A 14,430-nucleotide genomic window follows, 5' to 3' on the forward strand; every position below is an offset into this window, starting at 1 on the left:
GGGCCACCGGTCGGCTTGGCTCTGAGGCCGCTTGAAGAGTCCCTGGACACGGCTTCCCCAATGGTCGGTGAGGGCGTGGTGGATGGGCGGTGTCGGAGTTCCAGAGGCGTGGGGCGCCGGAGATCCGGTCCGTCCGACAACGCGTAGGTTGGACCTTTGGTCGCGATGCCCACTGACGGTGTGACGCTCCCCATTGGCCTTCGCAGGCGTGCGCTCTCGGGCTCCCAGGCCCCCCCGGAGGCCATAGACGCGGTCTATACCTGGGTGGACGCCGACGACCCGACATGGCAGCGCCGCAAGGAGGGCGCGCTGGGGAAAGAGCGGCGGTCTCCCCTGGCGATCGACAGCCGGCGACACCGCTACCGCAACCACGACGAACTCCGTTACTCGCTCCGCTCCTTGGAGCGGTTCGCGCCGTGGGTCCGGAAGGTGTTCGTCGTCACCTCGGGGCAGCGCCCCCACTGGCTCTGCGACGAGGCGCCCCGGATCGAGGTCGTCTCCCACGAGTCAATCTTCCCTGACCCCGACGTCCTCCCGACGTTCAACTCCCACGCCATCGAACTGAACGTCCACCGCATTCCGGGGCTGTCCCACCGGTTTCTCTATCTCAACGACGACGTGTTCTTCGGGAGGGAGTGCGTGGCCGACGACTACCTCGACGCCGGTCACGGCGTCACGTACTTCGAACGGATCCGCCTGGACCGTGACCTGAGTCGAGACCACGTCACCGACCGCGCCTGCGCCTGGACGGCGGACGTGGTCGCCGGACGTCTCGGGCGGCCACGGTTGACCTGGATGCCCGCGCATGTCCCCCAACTCTACGACAGGACGTTGATCGAAGCGATAGAGACCTCGTTTGCCGACGAATTCGCTCGGACCCGGGGGAGCCGCTTTCGTGCGGACGACGACTTCGTGCTCCGGATCGCATACGCGTCCCTCTTCACGAGCCGTCACCAGAGGCCGCGGCTGCTGGACTGGGGCAGCGAGGACTATGTATTCTTGCGATTGAGGGGGAGCGCGTTCCGTCGGTTCCTAGAACTCGCTGCCGTCTGGCGTCTCCGCCCCAAGTTTCTCTGCCTCAACGACGACCTCCCCACCGGGTGGCGTGGCCGCCTGCTCGTCGCGCTCATGAGAAGCTTCCTGAAGCTCTACTTCCCGACCGCCTCGGGGTTCGAACGCGCTCCCCCTAGCCCAGCCCTGCTGTGAACCCAGACGCCCTCGCCGATGGGCCCGCCATCGACGGGAGCGAGTCGCGGGCGCTCTGGGAAGAACGGCTGCAGGGGACGGTGGACGAGTCGAGCGTCGGGTGCGCGGGGTTCGGACGTCAGTACAACCGCTGGCTGTACCGTCTCCGAGCCCACGTCTTCCGGCGTACCGTGAAGGCGCTCGGGTTGGAGGTGGACCGCTGCCGCGTCCTCGACGTGGGCTCGGGGACGGGGTTCTACCTCGACCAGTGGAGCCGCCTCGGGGCCAGGCACCTCGAGGGGCTCGACTTTACCGAGGCGGCGGTCGGGCACCTCCGGTCCCGGTTCCCCGACCTCCGGTTCCACCGTGCTGACATCTCGGAGTGGGCGGGCGACGGGGGGGAGGGTCCGTTCGACATCGTTAGCGCGTTCGACGTCCTGTTCCACATCGTCGACGACGCGAAGTACCAGGCGGCCTTGGACGGCATTGCACGCCTTCTCAGGCCGGGCGGCACCCTTCTGTTCTCGGACAACTTCGCCCACCACGAGCGACCGAAGTCGAGTCCGTACCATTACAGCCGGACACTCACGGAGATCCAACGTCGCGTGGAAGCGGCGGGTCTGGAGCTGCACAGCCGGCGCCCCATGTTCGTGCTCATGAACGCGCCGGACGACTCGACCAGCCCGCTCTTGCGCGGGTGGTGGCGCCTCCTGACCGCGTTCGCACAGCGCGGAGAACGGGCCGGCTGGCTGGCGGGGGCCGCTCTGTACCCCATCGACCGGGCCCTCACGTACCTCCTCCACGAGGGGCCGACCACCGAACTCGCCGTGTGCCGGCGTCCCCCCCAACCCGGTGGCCGGGCCGAGGCGAAGGCCAGGTCCGGAGGCGGCCCTCCGGAGGAGCCGTGAAGGTGCTGTACGTCACGCTCGGACTCCCGTACCCCCCGGTGGTCGGTGCGCAGATCCGAGACTTCGAGTTGGTCCGGCGGATCTCGGAATGGGCCGCCGTCCGCGTTGTCGCGCTGGCGGAATCGGCCCCGGAGGCGGGCGCCATGGAAGAGATGGCGCGAGTGGTCGAACAGGTCGACGCCATCGTCGTCCCAACGGCGCTCTCTGCCCGGCTCCTCCGGCGCCTGCCGAGCCATCTCTGGGCGGGCCGACCCCCGGCGACGCTCCCGTTCGTCCGACCGTCGGCGGTGGCCGCCCTGCGGACCATCATGAGCAAGTGGAAGCCGGACATCTTCCAAGTGGAACACTCTTTCCTGGCCCCCTACCTCGCCGCCGTCCCGCCCGGCGATCCGTGCCGCACGGTCCTCTCGATGCACAACGTAGGAGAAGTGCAGTACGAACGCATCCGAGAGTCCGCCGACGGGATCGTTGCGCGCGCGGTGGCTGGTCTGAAGAGTCGGGCGATGCGGGGGTGGGAGGTCGACAGAGCCCGACGGTACGACAGCACGGTCGTCGTTTCCGAGGCGGACCGCGACCACCTCCTCGCTCGGGACGCGTCCCTCCATCTCTGCGTCGTCCCGAATGGCGTCGATACCGGGTTGCGGAGGCCACTTCCACCCGCAACTGGGCACGGCCTCCTCTTCGTGGGGAATCTCGCGTATAGTCCGAACGCCGAGGCCGTCCACTTTTTCTGCGACGAAGTGCTGCCGAGCGTCCAGATGCACGTCCCCGACGCGACGTTCACCATCGTCGGGGCCGGCGCGCCGGCCAGGGTTCAGGCGCTGGACGACCGGCCCGGTGTCACCGTCGCCGGCCTGGTCCCCGACGTCGAGCCGTACTACGGGGCGTCGGCGGCGTGCGTGGTTCCGCTGCGGGCGGGGAGTGGGACCCGGCTCAAGATCCTCGAAGCGATGGCGCTCGGGCGCCCCGTCGTGTCCACAACCGTGGGTTGCGAGGGGCTTGCGGTCTCCCACGGCGAGCACCTCCTCGTCGCCGACGATCCGGTCGCGCTCGCTCGTGAAGTGGTGCGGCTTCTCCAGGACCCGTTCGAGGGCCAGCGCCTTGCGAGGCGGGCGCGGGCGCGGGTCGAAGAGCAGTACGACTGGGGCGCGTCGGCCGACCGCTTGCACGCGCTCTACACCGAACTCGTCCTACGGGGAGCCGATGCGTAAACGGGTCCTCCTCGTCGACCCCCTGCGCCATCCGAAGGGAGGGGGAGCGGCCGTGGCGTTTTGGGCGCTGGAGGGGCTCAAGCGCTCCTACGACGTGTCGCTCTTGGCGTGGGGAGCCGTCGACTTCGAGGAGGGGAACCGGCTGTTCGGGACAGCCCTCCACCGCGACGACTTCCGGCTGCTCACCCCCCCAGCCCTGGTCCGATGGGGGGGGGACCTCGCGTCCCGCCTCGATGTGGACCCCTGGAGCATCCAGCGCTGGGCGCTGCTCATGCGCGTCGCGCGTCGCCTCGCGCCCCGTTTCGACGCGGTCCTGACGACGAACGGGGAGGTCGTCTTCGGCGTCCCGGGGATCCAGTACGTTCACTACCCCTACATCGCCGAGGCGGCCCGGCGACGGGGCTGGGGGGCGAGGCGTCCCTGGGAGACGATCGCGGGCTTCCGACACAACTCCGTGCCAGAGAACCGGACGCTCGTCAACTCCGACTGGACTGGCAACGTGTACCGCACGTACTACAGAGGTCCCACGTACACCGTCTACCCGCCCGTCCCCGGGGTATTCCCCGACGTGCCGTGGGAGGCGCGTGAGGACGGGTTCGTCTGTGTGGGGCGGTTCAACGGGGACAAGCGCCACGACCTCATCATCGACGCCGTCGCGGCCGTTCGGGAGCGCCACCCGCACGTCCACCTCCACCTCGTCGGCACCCCCATGCCTGAGGAACACGGGGGGGCGGCGTACTACGACCGCCTCCGCCGGCGAGTGTCCGAGAACGCGGGGTGGTTGCGGATAGACGAGAGCCTCGCGCGTGAGGCGATGCTCGACCTCCTCTCGCGGCACCGCTATGGCATCCACGCCAAGCAGGACGAGCACTTCGGCATCGGCGTGGCCGAGATGGTCAAGGCTGGCTGTATCACGTTCACGCACCGGAGCGGCGGGCAGGTCGAGGTCGTGGGCGACGAGCGGCTGCTCTACGACGACGCCGCGGACGCCGCGCGGCGGGTGCTCCGGGTGATCGAACGGCCCGACGAGCAACGGGACCTCCGGGACCACCTCCAGGGCCAGGCCGACCTCTTCTCCGCGCAGCGCTTCATGGACGACCTCTGCGGCCAGGTCGAGGCGTTCCTCACAGCGTAGCACCCCCATGCTCCTCAGCATCCTCATCCCCACCCTGGAGGAACGGGCCGAGTCCTTCGCGTTCATCCACGCTAAGCTGACCCGGCAGATCCGAGAGGGCGGGTTGGAGGACGAGGTCGAGGTCCTGTCGCTAGTGGACGGGGGAGAACTCCCTACAGGCGTCAAACGCAACCTGCTCATGGAGAAGGCGAGAGGCCGGTTCGTCGCCTCCGTCGACGACGACGACGACGTCCACGGCCACTACGTTGCCCTCATCGTGGAGGCCATCCGCGCCACCCCGGACGTCGATTGTGTCGGCATCCAGGGCCGGGTCACGTTCCGGGAGCACACGTCCAGGCGGTTCGTCTACTCCATTCGCTACGGGGAGTACCGGACGCGGGGTGGGGTGTACGAACGCCCGCCCCACCACTTGAACCCGATCCGAGCCGACATCGCCCGGCAGTACCCGTTCGAGCCGGTCCGCACGTCGGAGGACTCGGATTGGGCGCTCCGCCTCAGCCGTGACGGGGCGCTCCAGACCGAGGTGTTCATCGACGACGTCCTCTACCACTACCGGTGTCGTCGGGCGTGGGCGTACCAGCGGTTGCTGGACCAGACGGAGTTCATTCGCCACCCGCTCGGGCTGCAGTGGGTCAACCGCTTCCGCTTGAGGAGGTGGTGGCAGTCCCTCAGGGCCGCGCCCGACAGGGACGCGGGTGGCTAGGGCAGGCAGAACTCGCCGATCGTCGGGCCAATCCCCGCGAAGCGCGAAAGGGGGGGGCACGCGACGGCGCACCGTGTGAGCGGCCGCTACGCGCCGACCGCCTCGCGCGTGCGGGCGATCTGGCCCTGGTGGTTGAGGTCGTGCCCCGCCAGCAGCGTCGCGATGTCGCGGACGGACTCGTGGCCGCGCTCGGAGTGGATGCCGAAGCGATCCCAGGCGTCGTCGGGCAAGGCGTGGAGGAGCGCCAGCGTCACCCGGCGGGCATCGGCGTAGTCAGCGAGCGCGTCGGCGACGGTGCCTCGGTGATACGCGAGCGAGTCGGCCCAGGCGTCCTGGTCGTAGCCGGGGATCGCAGGGCGGTCGGCGGCGACGATGAGCCGGATCCGATAGCCGTAGACGATCTCGGAGTCGGCGAGGTGGCGGACGATCTGGAGCACGGACCACGCGCCCTCACTTGGCGTCTCGCGGGCGGCGTCCTCGGAGAGCCCGGCGACGGCGCGCGCCACGCGCTCGGGGGCCGTCGCCAGCAACTCGAGGGGGTCGCGGCCGCCGACCAAACTGCGGACGTGGCGGACGTAGGCGGTCGGGTCGGCGGGGTCGTAGCGGGGCGTCATTGGGCCGGGACTCGGGGGATGGTCGGGTCGGGGACGCGCAGTGTGTCGGCCGGGGGCGGCGGGGGCGGGCCGCAGTCTTGGAGCATCCGGCGATTCGCCGTCACTAAATCCAATTCGACCGCGTCCACCTCCGCGACCACGTCGATGGGGCCCGTGGCCCAGGTCTGGGAGGCGGCGGGCGGGATGTAGCGGAAGACGACCTCGCCGGTACGGACGGGGCCTTCGAACACGCCGCTCTCCTCAATCGCGCCGCCGACGAACTCGGGCACCTCGGGGATGCCGGTGGTGGCGGCGTCGAGGGGGCGCAGGACGGTGTAGCCGTGGTCGATGGTCCGCGCCAGCAGCGAGGGGCAGCCGGGCCGCAAGCGGTAGACGACGTGGGCGTCGACCGTCCCGCCGACCTCGCCCGGGCCGAACACGCCGGCGACGGTGTCGAGGACCGTCGAGCAGCCCGAGACGGCAAGCGTCACGAGGCATGTGGCAAGGGGCACGATGCGTGCCCGCCCCATGCCCCATGCCTCGTGGCGCGCGCCCGGATCAAACATGCCGCTCGGCGTGATACGAGCTCCGCACGAGCGGGCCGCTCTCGACATGCTCAATGCCGAGCGCCTCGCCCTGCTCCTTGTACCAGGCGAACGTGTCGGGGTGGACGAACTCCTCGACCGGCAGGTGGTGCCGCGTCGGCTGGAGGTACTGGCCGATCGTCATCACGTCGATGCCGTGGGCGGCAAAGTCGGCCATCAGCGACACGACCTCGTCCTTCGTCTCGCCGAGCCCGACCATGATGCCGGACTTGGTGCGCAGGTCGTACTCGGTCTTCGCCAGCTGGAGCACGTCGAGCGAGCGCTGATAGTCGGCCTGGGGGCGGACGCGGCGGTACAGGCGCGGGACGGTCTCGACGTTGTGGTTCAAGACCTCGGGACGGGCGTCGAAGACGGTCTCGAGGGCGGAGCGGACGCCGCGCATGTCGGGGATGAGCACCTCGATGGTCTGGCCCTGGGCGTGGACGAGCCGGATCGTCTCGGCGAAGACCGGCGCGCCGCCGTCCTCGCGGTCGTCGCGGTTGATGGAGGTCACCACGACGTGCTGGAGGCCCATGAGGCGCGCGGCCTCGGCGACGCGACGGGGCTCGTCCATATCGAGCTCGCGGTTTTCGGGGCGGCCCGTGAGCACGGCGCAGAACGAGCAGCCGCGCGTGCAGACGTTGCCCAGGATCATGAACGTGGCCGTGCCCGCGCTCCAGCACTCGCCCATGTTGGGGCACCGCGCCGACGAGCAGACGGTGTGGAGGTCGAACTCCTCGATGGTCTTCTGGACGTCGCGGAAGGTCTCGCCGTAGGGGAGCTTGGCGCGGAGCCACTTGGGCCGGCCGCCGGGGCGGTTGGCGACTTGGGGCTTTTGGACGACGGGCAGTTCGAGGGCGAAGCCGTCGCCTTCGGACTCGGCCGCGAAGTCGGTGCCGACGGCGGCTTTCTTGAGGGCGACCTGTCCGGGGCGGAGGGGGGCCTTGGCGGGCGTGTCCATGCGTGCGGAGGCGGGGGGGAGGGCCGACGCGGCGTCGCGCCGAGACCGTACCCCGAAGCTACGGCCCACCGTGTGCCGTTCGTGTGGAGCGGGGGCAGGGGGGCCTTCGCTAGCACGAGCCGGCCGGCCGGCGCGAGCCCCGACCCCCCGCCTGCCGGCCGCCCCCCTCATCCGAGGGGGGCTCCTCCGAGTGCAGCGTCGCAGTCCTGCCCGAACTTGGCGCTGCTCGTGACGTCCCCGCTCCTCGGATGAGGAGGGGACAGGGGGGGGTGGGCGGGCTGGCACGAGCCCACCGGCTGGCTCTACGGCTCAGCGCGTGCGGCGGCGCGAGCGGGTGGGCTCGCGGTCGTCGGCCTCCTCAAAGTCCATGAGGTCCAGAACCGGGGCGCGCGTCGCGAGCGGCTCGGCGGCCGTCGCCCGCGCGGTCCGCTGGGCGCGGGCGGCGACCGCCTCCATCTGGCGCTCGCGCGCGGACGACCACACCAGCTGGCGGCCGATCACGAAGACGAGCGCGAACACGGAGGTGAGGGCCAGGAAGACGGCCGCGTCGGCCTCGGGCCCGAACACGTTGAGCGTGAAGACGGCCGCCAGCACGGCGTTGACGGCCGCGATCGTGAGCAGGCTCTGCGAGTCCTTCCGGCGGTTCGACTGGATCCGCAGCCGGGAGCCGTCGCCGGAGGGCGAGAGCGTCGCCCGGAGGTTGCCGTTGCGCCAGATCCGCGAGGCCCCGATCCGCTCGACCTTGCCGCGCGCGCTGAAGGTCTCCTGGAGGTCGGACACCAGCGTCTCCCAGAGCAGGTCGGACGGCGGGGCGTCGAGGTGGGCCGAGCGGCGGACGCCGACGGGCACGCCCACGAGCGTCTCGCGCCTGTCGTCGGGCTGGCCGGCGGCCACGGCGCGGGCGGCGGCGGCGACGTGCGCGGGGTCGAGCCCGGCCTCGGCGCCGACGGCCTGGAGCTCCTCGACCGAGAGCCCGAGGTCGGTCTGGTGGTCGGCCTGCTGGGCGGCGGCGGCGCGGGCGAAGACCTCTTCGATCTCGGGCGTGGAGAAGCGGTGGGCGGGGTCCATGGCGGCGGTGGGGTGGGGCGGAGGCTACGGCGCCAGCAGGCGGGCAGTTGCGGGTGGGGGGTGTTGCCAAGCTCTCACAAGCTCGGGATGACGCTGTAGCGGACTTCTCAGTGACGGGTGTACGCATGAGTCTCGGCGCTGCTGATGACCCCGTGAGTCGAGCATCGTCAGGTTCGGGCCGGGGTGCGAGGGGGCTGTGAGGGCGGGAGGGCGAGGATCCGGAGCCCCCGCCTCTATCTTGACGCCCTGCCGCCCGGAGACGCCCCACGCCGTCTCCCGCGCCCCACGAACACCGACCTACGTCTATGCAGATCACCGCGCCCGACCCCACCAAAGCCCTCCCGTCCGCCGACGCCGTCCGCGGCATCCTGGGCCGCCACCTGCTCACCGACGGGTACCCGATGGTCCTCGACATGGAGCAGAGCCAGGGCTCGCGGCTCCGCGACGCGCGGACGGGCCGGGACTACATCGACTTCTTCACGTTCTTCGCCTCCAACCCGCTCGGGATGAACCACCCCGGGCTGGCGGGCGACGCGCCCGAGGCCGTCGGCTTCCGCGAGCGGCTGATGGACGCGGCGATCAACAAGGTGGCCAACTCGGACATCTACACCCCGCACTTCGCGCGCTTCGTCGAGACGTTCGAGCGCGTCGGGATCCCGGCCGAGCTGCCCCACGCCTTCTTTGTGTCCGGCGGCGGGCTGGCGGTCGAGAACGCGCTCAAGGTGGCCTTCGACTGGAAGGTGCGGAAAAACCGCGCCAAGGGGTACTCTGGCGAGCGCGGCTCGAAGGTCCTCCACTTCCGCGAGGCCTTCCACGGGCGGACGGGTTACACGATGTCGCTGACGAACACGGACCCGAACAAGGTGGCGGGCTTCCCGAAGTTCGACTGGCCGCGCATCTCGAACCCCAAGATCCGGGGCGGCGACGTGGCCTTCCGCGAGGAGGTCTCGATCCGGCAGGCGAAGCAGGCCTTTGTGGACCACCCCGACGAGATCGCGGCCATCATCCTGGAGCCGATCCAGGGCGAGGGCGGCGACAACCACTTCCGGCCCGAGTTCTTGCAGCAGCTCCGCGAGCTGGCCGACGAGCAGGACGCGCTCCTGATCTTCGACGAGGTCCAGACGGGCGTCGGCCTGACGGGCGCCTTCTGGGCGTGGCAGGGGCTCGGCGTGACGCCCGACATCATCGCCTTCGGCAAGAAGACCCAGGTCTGCGGCATCCTGGCCGGCCCGCGCGTCGACGAGGTCGACGACCACGTGTTCGAAAAGTCGAGCCGGATCAACTCGACGTGGGGCGGCAACTTGGTCGACATGGTGCGCTTTGACCGGATCCTGGAGGTTATCGAGGCGGACAACCTCATCGACAACGTGAACACCCAGGGCAAGCACCTGATGGCCCGCTTGCGCACGATGGAGGACACGTACGAAGGCGTGACGGATGCGCGCGGGCGCGGCCTGTTCTGCGCGTTCGATCTCCCTTCGAAGGAGATGCGCAACGGCGTCCTCAGCGCGGCCTACGACGCCGGCCTGATGGCGCTCGGCTGCGGCCCGCGCTCGATCCGCTTCCGCCCGGCGCTGACGATCGGGCAGGCCGACCTGGACACGGGGTTGGACATCCTCGACCGTGCGCTGAAGGCGACGCTGGAGGGCTAGCGGCGCCAGTGATCGGTGGTCGGATGGTGCGACGGCGGTTCCTCCGGAGAGGGGCCGCCGTCGTTTGTTGGGGGCGGGCCTCTCCGTTTATCAACGGGCGGGTACCATGGGGCATAAAACCGCCCACGGGACTCTATGGCCCTCCGCGCCCTCTCCCTCGCCGCTCTCGCGGTGCTGCCGGCGTTCGCCCTCGCGCAGCCCCAACTCGACGGCCCCTTGCCCGAGCCGATTGGCGACGCTGAGTTCGCCATCCTCGCCCAGTTCTTCGACTACGACCGTGGTCGTCCTCTGAATGCGAGGGCGGCTCTGACATGCGCGAGGGGCCGGTGCTCGCCCTCGGACGACCGGGGCACCCACGTACGCGAGAAGGTCGTGTTCGACGGTCCGGACGGGACTCCCGTCCCTGCCTACCTCGCCTTGCCGGTGGACACATCCGGTCCCCACCCAGTCGTCGTGCTCCAGCACGGGTTGAACGGGTCGAAGGCGGACTTCTGGGCGGAGGGCAGTGCTGCCAGTGCGCTGCGAGAATCCCTGCACTCGGCGGGGTTCGCCGTGCTCGCCCTCGACACGCCCTACCATGGGGAACGGCTGCACGAGAACGGCTACGCCGACCCCCCCTACCTGGTACTGAGCGGGCAACTCCATCGGCTGCGCGACATGTCCACACGCTCAGTGGCCGAACACCGGCGAGCCTTGGACTACCTCGCCACCCGCGCCGACATCGACGCCGCCCGTGTCGGGGCGCTCGGCTTCAGCCAGGGCGCGATGCACACGCTCTACCTCAGCGCCGTCGAGCCCCGGGTGCGGGCGGCGGTCGTGTGGGCGACGCCGATGCGGAAGAACGACCCGCTCCTGTATCCCGGTCACTTCGCGCAGCGAGTGCGAGACAACGCCGTTCTGATGGTGGCCGGGACGGAGGACCCGTTCTACACCATCGACGAAGCGGAGACCGTTTGGGGGTTGATCCCGAGTGGCGTCAAACGCATGATCACCTTCGAGGGGGGACACCAGTTGCGCCCCGAAGAGATTCCGACGGTCGTGGGCTGGCTCGAAGCCCACCTGCGTCCGAGCCAGGAATAAGGGCTGGCGCGTGATGGCCTGCCGGAACGGGCTCTCGCCACGGAGGCGACCCGAGAGGAGAGCGGGGACGTGGGCAGAGCCGCTCCCGGCCGGTGATGGCGCGCCAGCGGGTGGACTCCGCTCGCCGTCTCTCCACAGATGCGCGTGGGTGTGAAGCGGTTCTCCGCTAGGTTGGTGGCGATCCCTGCGCCCCGATGCCTTGACCTCTCCCGGTCCTGCCCGCGACCTCCACGAGGTCGTCTCGGCACTGGATGGCATCGTCGACGACTGCCGGGGGCGGCTGGGGCTGTTCGCGGCGCGTCATCGGGCGGGACGACGGCCGCGTGGCGGGGACGGCGGCGGGGATCCGTCGGCCGCCGCTACGCCTGGGGGCCGTGCTGGGCCCGCTGCGGGAGGCCGAGCGCGAGCCGGTGGCGGTGCTCATCGACCGGCTGGCGTCGGCACCAGCGGGCTCAGTCGGCGGGGAGGCGGCGGGCGACGTGCGGCGGCCTGTGCGCGAGCGTTGCAACCGCCGATCTCCCTCGTCGTAGGTCGTGACCCATCCGAGGTACCGATGTCGAAAGCCACCTTCTTCCTCCTTGCGACCCTGGGCTTCGCTGTGGCGACCGTCGCGGTCGGGATTCGCGGCCTCGAAAACTGGGAGGCGTACGAACTGTCGGGCTACTACTTCCTGCTCGCGTGGGGGGCGTCCGACGTGTATCGACGCCGCGTTGAGCCGACCACGGGGTAAGTCAGAGGGGCCGGTTGGATGGGGCGCCCGCGTGAGGTGAGCGTCCGGCATGCTGGCGAGCGTCGTGGGCGGTGGTGCCGGTACTCTGGGTCCCCGCGTTCGCGGGGATGACGTTGTCTGGGGGAGGCCTGCTGGCGTCGCTGCGCGGTGGGGCGCTCGCGGTCGGCTGGTCCACCACTCCTAGCCCCTCTTGACTGCGCCGACGCTGCGCGTTGTCCAGGAGAGGGACTGTCTTTTCCAGGATGTCGCCAGCGCCAGAGGGGAAGGCTCAACTGAGCGCTACGGCTTGGGGCCGCCTCGGAAGACGACCCAGCCGAGGATGGCGGCGAGGACGAGCATCACGGCACCCAGGATGGAGGCGACGAGGGAGGTGGGGCCCATGGACGCGGGAGTCAGAGGCGCCAGCAGGCTAGGCGTCGTCGGGGACGGGGTCCTCGTCCTCGTCCAGGAACGGGACGCGGGGCGGGGCCGAGGCGGTCTTGGCCTCCGTGTCGTAGGTGCAGCCGGCCGCGAGCACGTGGACGCGCAAGCCGATGAGCGAGACCGGCTCGCCGTCGCGTGCGGAGTCCATCGAGGAGTACGCCAACTCAGACGGGTCGACGACGGTGACGGTGCCGGAGCCGATGACCTCGAACACGTCGTTGGGGCCCAAGACCAGGGCGGTGTCCTCGTCGATGCCGACGCCGGTCGCGAAGGGGTTGAAAGAGACGGCGGTCAGGAGCCGGCCCAGGCGGTCGCGCTGGCGGAAGTGCTGGTCGATGACGAGCCGGTTGGACAAGCCGAGGCCGGGCGCCAGCACCACCTTCTCCGTCGTCGGCGTGGGGCCGGTGCGGCCTGAGGCGATCATGTGCTCCGGGATGACGGCGGCGCCGGCCGAGGTGCCGGCCACGACGGTGCCGGCCGCGTTCGCGCGGCGGATGGCCTGCGCCAGCGGGGTCCCTCCCAGGATGGTGGACAGGCGGAGCTGGTTGCCGCCGGTCATGAAGATGCCGGTGGCCCGCTCGACGGTCTCGACGACGGCGGGGACACGGGCGTGCTCACGCTCGGTGATGGTGAGCACGTCGACGTGGGCAGCCCCGAGGTCGGTGAAGAGCTTGGCGTAGCGGTCGCCGGTGTCGGGGAGCTCGCTGGCGGTTGGCACGACCACGATGCGTGCCTCGGGGCCGCCGGCGAGCGCGAGGACGCGGGCGAGCACGTCGCGGGTGCCGGTCTTGGCCTCGGCGCCGCCGATGGGGATGATGGGGCCGCGCGGCGTGTCGGTGGGAGGGGAGGGCATTCGGGAGGAGAAGAGGATGGAAGAGAAGAGGAGAAGAGGCGAGGAGGAGGAGAGGGGAGCCAGCGTTGCGACGAGCGTTCGCAGGCCCCCCATCCTCTCGTCCTCTACTCGTCTATTCCTCCTTCAAAGGTGCCTCGGCGGACGGGGCGGGAGTCGCGGACGTGCCAGGCGCCGCGCGCCATCACGTCGGTGGGGCGGTGGTCGTCGCCGAGCACGACGAGGTCGGCGTCGGTGTCGACGGCGATCGTGCCCTTGCCGTGCAGGCGGAGGTAGGTCGCGGGCGTCGCCGTGAACGGCGCGAGGGCGGCGTCGAGGGGGACGCCTCGGTCGAGAAGCGTCCCCAGCAAGTCGGCCAAGGCGACGGAGGTGGCGAAGTCCATGCGCTGCAAGACACCGTCGCAGAAGTGGGGGAGGCAGCCGCCGCCATCGGAGGAGACGGTGACTGCGACGCGGGCGTCGAGGGCACGGATAAGGGCGTCGGCAGCGGGGACTTCGTCGTCTGTCGCGAACTCCGGTGGGAAGGCAGTCACATCGATGGTGACGCCACGTGCGGCGAATTCCAAGGCTTCGTCGAACAGGCCAGAGCGGCGGTTGACGTGCGTCGGGTGGAGCGTCCGGGCGGGGATCTCGGTCTCGGACAGGATCTGGCGGAGCATCGCCAGCCCCCGCGCGCCGTCGCCGAGGTGGAGGTGGAGCACGCCGGCCTTGCCGGTCATCAGCCCGCCCACGTGGCAATCGGCGGCGACACGGGCGACCTCTTCGATGGTCGGCTGGGAGCTTCGGTGGTCGGAGACCGCCAGCTCGCCGAAGCCGACGATGGGCTCGACCGTCGCGATGTCAGTGCGGACGGCGCCGGTGAGCGTCGTCGGCGGGAGGTGGTAGCCGCCGGTCCAGGCCCAGGCGCTCAAGCCCTCGCGGCGCAAGCCGTAGACCTGGCGAAGGAGGCCCGCGGTCGTGCGCGTGGTGTCGTCGGTGCCCAACAGGCCGACGACGGAGGTGACGCCCGCCAGCGTGTAGGCGCTGAGGGTGGGCGCCGGCGCGGCGGTCTCGGGCCCCGCCTCCCCGCCGCCGCCGGTGACGTGGACGTGGGCGTCGACGAGTCCCGGGATGAGGCGTCGGCCCTCAAGGTCAATGACCTCGACGGGGACGCCCGCAACCTCGGGGCGCTGCTCGGTGATGGCGACGACGTGGCCTCCGGCCACGAGCACGTGGCGCCGCCCGAGCGGGGCGGGCGCGTAGAGGTCGGCGTTGAGGAGAAGGGTCAGCACGGCAGTCCGGGGGGCGCGCAAGCTACCGGAGGGCGGGCGGCGCCGGGCGGAGAGTGGACGGAGAGGCCGACCAAGG

General features: G+C 70.6%; 14 protein-coding genes. 8 read left to right on the plus strand and 6 right to left on the minus strand.

Annotated elements, in window-relative coordinates; translation table 11 throughout:
• Positions 1-180 precede the first annotated feature (180 nt).
• The 5 genes from ACLII4_RS07715 to ACLII4_RS07735 are packed head-to-tail and all read left to right on the plus strand — an operon-like array spanning position 181 to position 5,142.
• Positions 181-1,206: a Stealth CR1 domain-containing protein gene (locus tag ACLII4_RS07715; RefSeq protein WP_412070322.1), complete on the plus strand. Its 1,026-nt coding sequence runs from the start codon at positions 181-183 to the stop codon at positions 1,204-1,206.
• Complete coding sequence (locus ACLII4_RS07720; protein ID WP_412070323.1) at positions 1,203-2,093, plus strand: class I SAM-dependent DNA methyltransferase; 891 nt, start codon at positions 1,203-1,205, stop codon at positions 2,091-2,093. The genes ACLII4_RS07715 and ACLII4_RS07720 overlap by 4 nt, the downstream gene beginning before the upstream one ends.
• The gene (locus ACLII4_RS07725; RefSeq protein ID WP_412070324.1) at positions 2,090-3,304 is read left to right on the plus strand and encodes a glycosyltransferase family 4 protein; all 1,215 of its coding nucleotides are present in this window, start codon (positions 2,090-2,092) and stop codon (positions 3,302-3,304) included. The genes ACLII4_RS07720 and ACLII4_RS07725 overlap by 4 nt, the downstream gene beginning before the upstream one ends.
• Positions 3,297-4,439 carry a glycosyltransferase family 4 protein gene (locus ACLII4_RS07730; protein ID WP_412070325.1) on the plus strand — a complete coding sequence of 381 codons (1,143 nt, stop codon included), beginning with the start codon at positions 3,297-3,299 and terminating at the stop codon, positions 4,437-4,439. The genes ACLII4_RS07725 and ACLII4_RS07730 overlap by 8 nt, the downstream gene beginning before the upstream one ends.
• 7 nt (positions 4,440-4,446) lie before the next feature.
• On the plus strand, positions 4,447-5,142 hold the full coding sequence (locus ACLII4_RS07735; RefSeq protein ID WP_412070326.1) for a hypothetical protein: 696 nt from the start codon (positions 4,447-4,449) through the stop codon (positions 5,140-5,142).
• 86 nt (positions 5,143-5,228) lie between these two features.
• Here ACLII4_RS07735 and ACLII4_RS07740 read toward each other — a convergent pair whose 3' ends face one another.
• From ACLII4_RS07740 to ACLII4_RS07755, 4 genes are all read right to left on the minus strand, one after another.
• Positions 5,229-5,756, minus strand: coding sequence for a DinB family protein (locus tag ACLII4_RS07740; RefSeq protein ID WP_412070327.1), 528 nt, complete (start codon positions 5,754-5,756; stop codon positions 5,229-5,231).
• The gene (locus tag ACLII4_RS07745; protein WP_412070328.1) at positions 5,753-6,226 is read right to left on the minus strand and encodes a hypothetical protein; all 474 of its coding nucleotides are present in this window, start codon (positions 6,224-6,226) and stop codon (positions 5,753-5,755) included. The genes ACLII4_RS07740 and ACLII4_RS07745 overlap by 4 nt, the downstream gene beginning before the upstream one ends.
• 67 nt (positions 6,227-6,293) lie before the next feature.
• A complete protein-coding gene (lipA, locus tag ACLII4_RS07750; protein WP_412070329.1) occupies positions 6,294-7,280 on the minus strand; it encodes a lipoyl synthase in 987 nt (328 codons plus the stop codon).
• A 309-nt stretch (positions 7,281-7,589) separates the two neighbouring features.
• On the minus strand, positions 7,590-8,348 hold the full coding sequence (locus ACLII4_RS07755) for a hypothetical protein (protein WP_412070330.1): 759 nt from the start codon (positions 8,346-8,348) through the stop codon (positions 7,590-7,592).
• Positions 8,349-8,653: 305 nt separating this feature from the next.
• Here ACLII4_RS07755 and lat point away from each other — a divergent pair, with 305 nt between their 5' ends.
• From lat to ACLII4_RS07770, 3 genes are all read left to right on the plus strand, one after another.
• Complete coding sequence (lat, locus tag ACLII4_RS07760) at positions 8,654-10,000, plus strand: L-lysine 6-transaminase (protein WP_412070331.1); 1,347 nt, start codon at positions 8,654-8,656, stop codon at positions 9,998-10,000.
• Between the two features lie 135 nt (positions 10,001-10,135).
• Positions 10,136-11,080 (plus strand): alpha/beta hydrolase family protein, encoded by a 945-nt coding sequence (locus ACLII4_RS07765; RefSeq protein WP_412070332.1) that lies wholly within the window; start codon positions 10,136-10,138, stop codon positions 11,078-11,080.
• Between the two features lie 553 nt (positions 11,081-11,633).
• Positions 11,634-11,810, plus strand: coding sequence for a hypothetical protein (locus ACLII4_RS07770; protein WP_412070333.1), 177 nt, complete (start codon positions 11,634-11,636; stop codon positions 11,808-11,810).
• A 409-nt stretch (positions 11,811-12,219) separates the two neighbouring features.
• On the opposite strand, the gene ACLII4_RS07775 is transcribed toward ACLII4_RS07770, so the two are convergent.
• Together ACLII4_RS07775 and iadA are read right to left on the minus strand one after the other, a co-directional pair.
• Positions 12,220-13,086 (minus strand): cyanophycinase, encoded by an 867-nt coding sequence (locus ACLII4_RS07775; RefSeq protein ID WP_412070334.1) that lies wholly within the window; start codon positions 13,084-13,086, stop codon positions 12,220-12,222.
• A 104-nt stretch (positions 13,087-13,190) separates the two neighbouring features.
• A complete protein-coding gene (gene iadA / locus ACLII4_RS07780) occupies positions 13,191-14,354 on the minus strand; it encodes a beta-aspartyl-peptidase (protein WP_412070335.1) in 1,164 nt (387 codons plus the stop codon).
• Positions 14,355-14,430 lie beyond the last annotated feature (76 nt).

The sequence above is a fragment of the Rubrivirga aquatilis genome (assembly GCF_046845665.1).
GTDB lineage: Bacteria > Bacteroidota > Rhodothermia > Rhodothermales > Rubricoccaceae > Rubrivirga.

Bases quoted from the DNA above. Each gene is read 5' to 3' on its own strand.
- ACLII4_RS07770 (WP_412070333.1), top strand. From the start codon at position 11,634: ATGTCGAAAGCCACCTTCTTCCTCCTTGCGACCCTGGGCTTCGCTGTG.
- ACLII4_RS07730 (WP_412070325.1), top strand. From the start codon at position 3,297: ATGCGTAAACGGGTCCTCCTCGTCGACCCCCTGCGCCATCCGAAGGGA.
- lat (WP_412070331.1), top strand. From the start codon at position 8,654: ATGCAGATCACCGCGCCCGACCCCACCAAAGCCCTCCCGTCCGCCGAC.
- ACLII4_RS07765 (WP_412070332.1), top strand. From the start codon at position 10,136: ATGGCCCTCCGCGCCCTCTCCCTCGCCGCTCTCGCGGTGCTGCCGGCG.
- ACLII4_RS07740 (WP_412070327.1), bottom strand. From the start codon at position 5,756: ATGACGCCCCGCTACGACCCCGCCGACCCGACCGCCTACGTCCGCCAC.
- ACLII4_RS07755 (WP_412070330.1), bottom strand. From the start codon at position 8,348: ATGGACCCCGCCCACCGCTTCTCCACGCCCGAGATCGAAGAGGTCTTC.
- ACLII4_RS07735 (WP_412070326.1), top strand. From the start codon at position 4,447: ATGCTCCTCAGCATCCTCATCCCCACCCTGGAGGAACGGGCCGAGTCC.
- ACLII4_RS07775 (WP_412070334.1), bottom strand. From the start codon at position 13,086: ATGCCCTCCCCTCCCACCGACACGCCGCGCGGCCCCATCATCCCCATC.
- lipA (WP_412070329.1), bottom strand. From the start codon at position 7,280: ATGGACACGCCCGCCAAGGCCCCCCTCCGCCCCGGACAGGTCGCCCTC.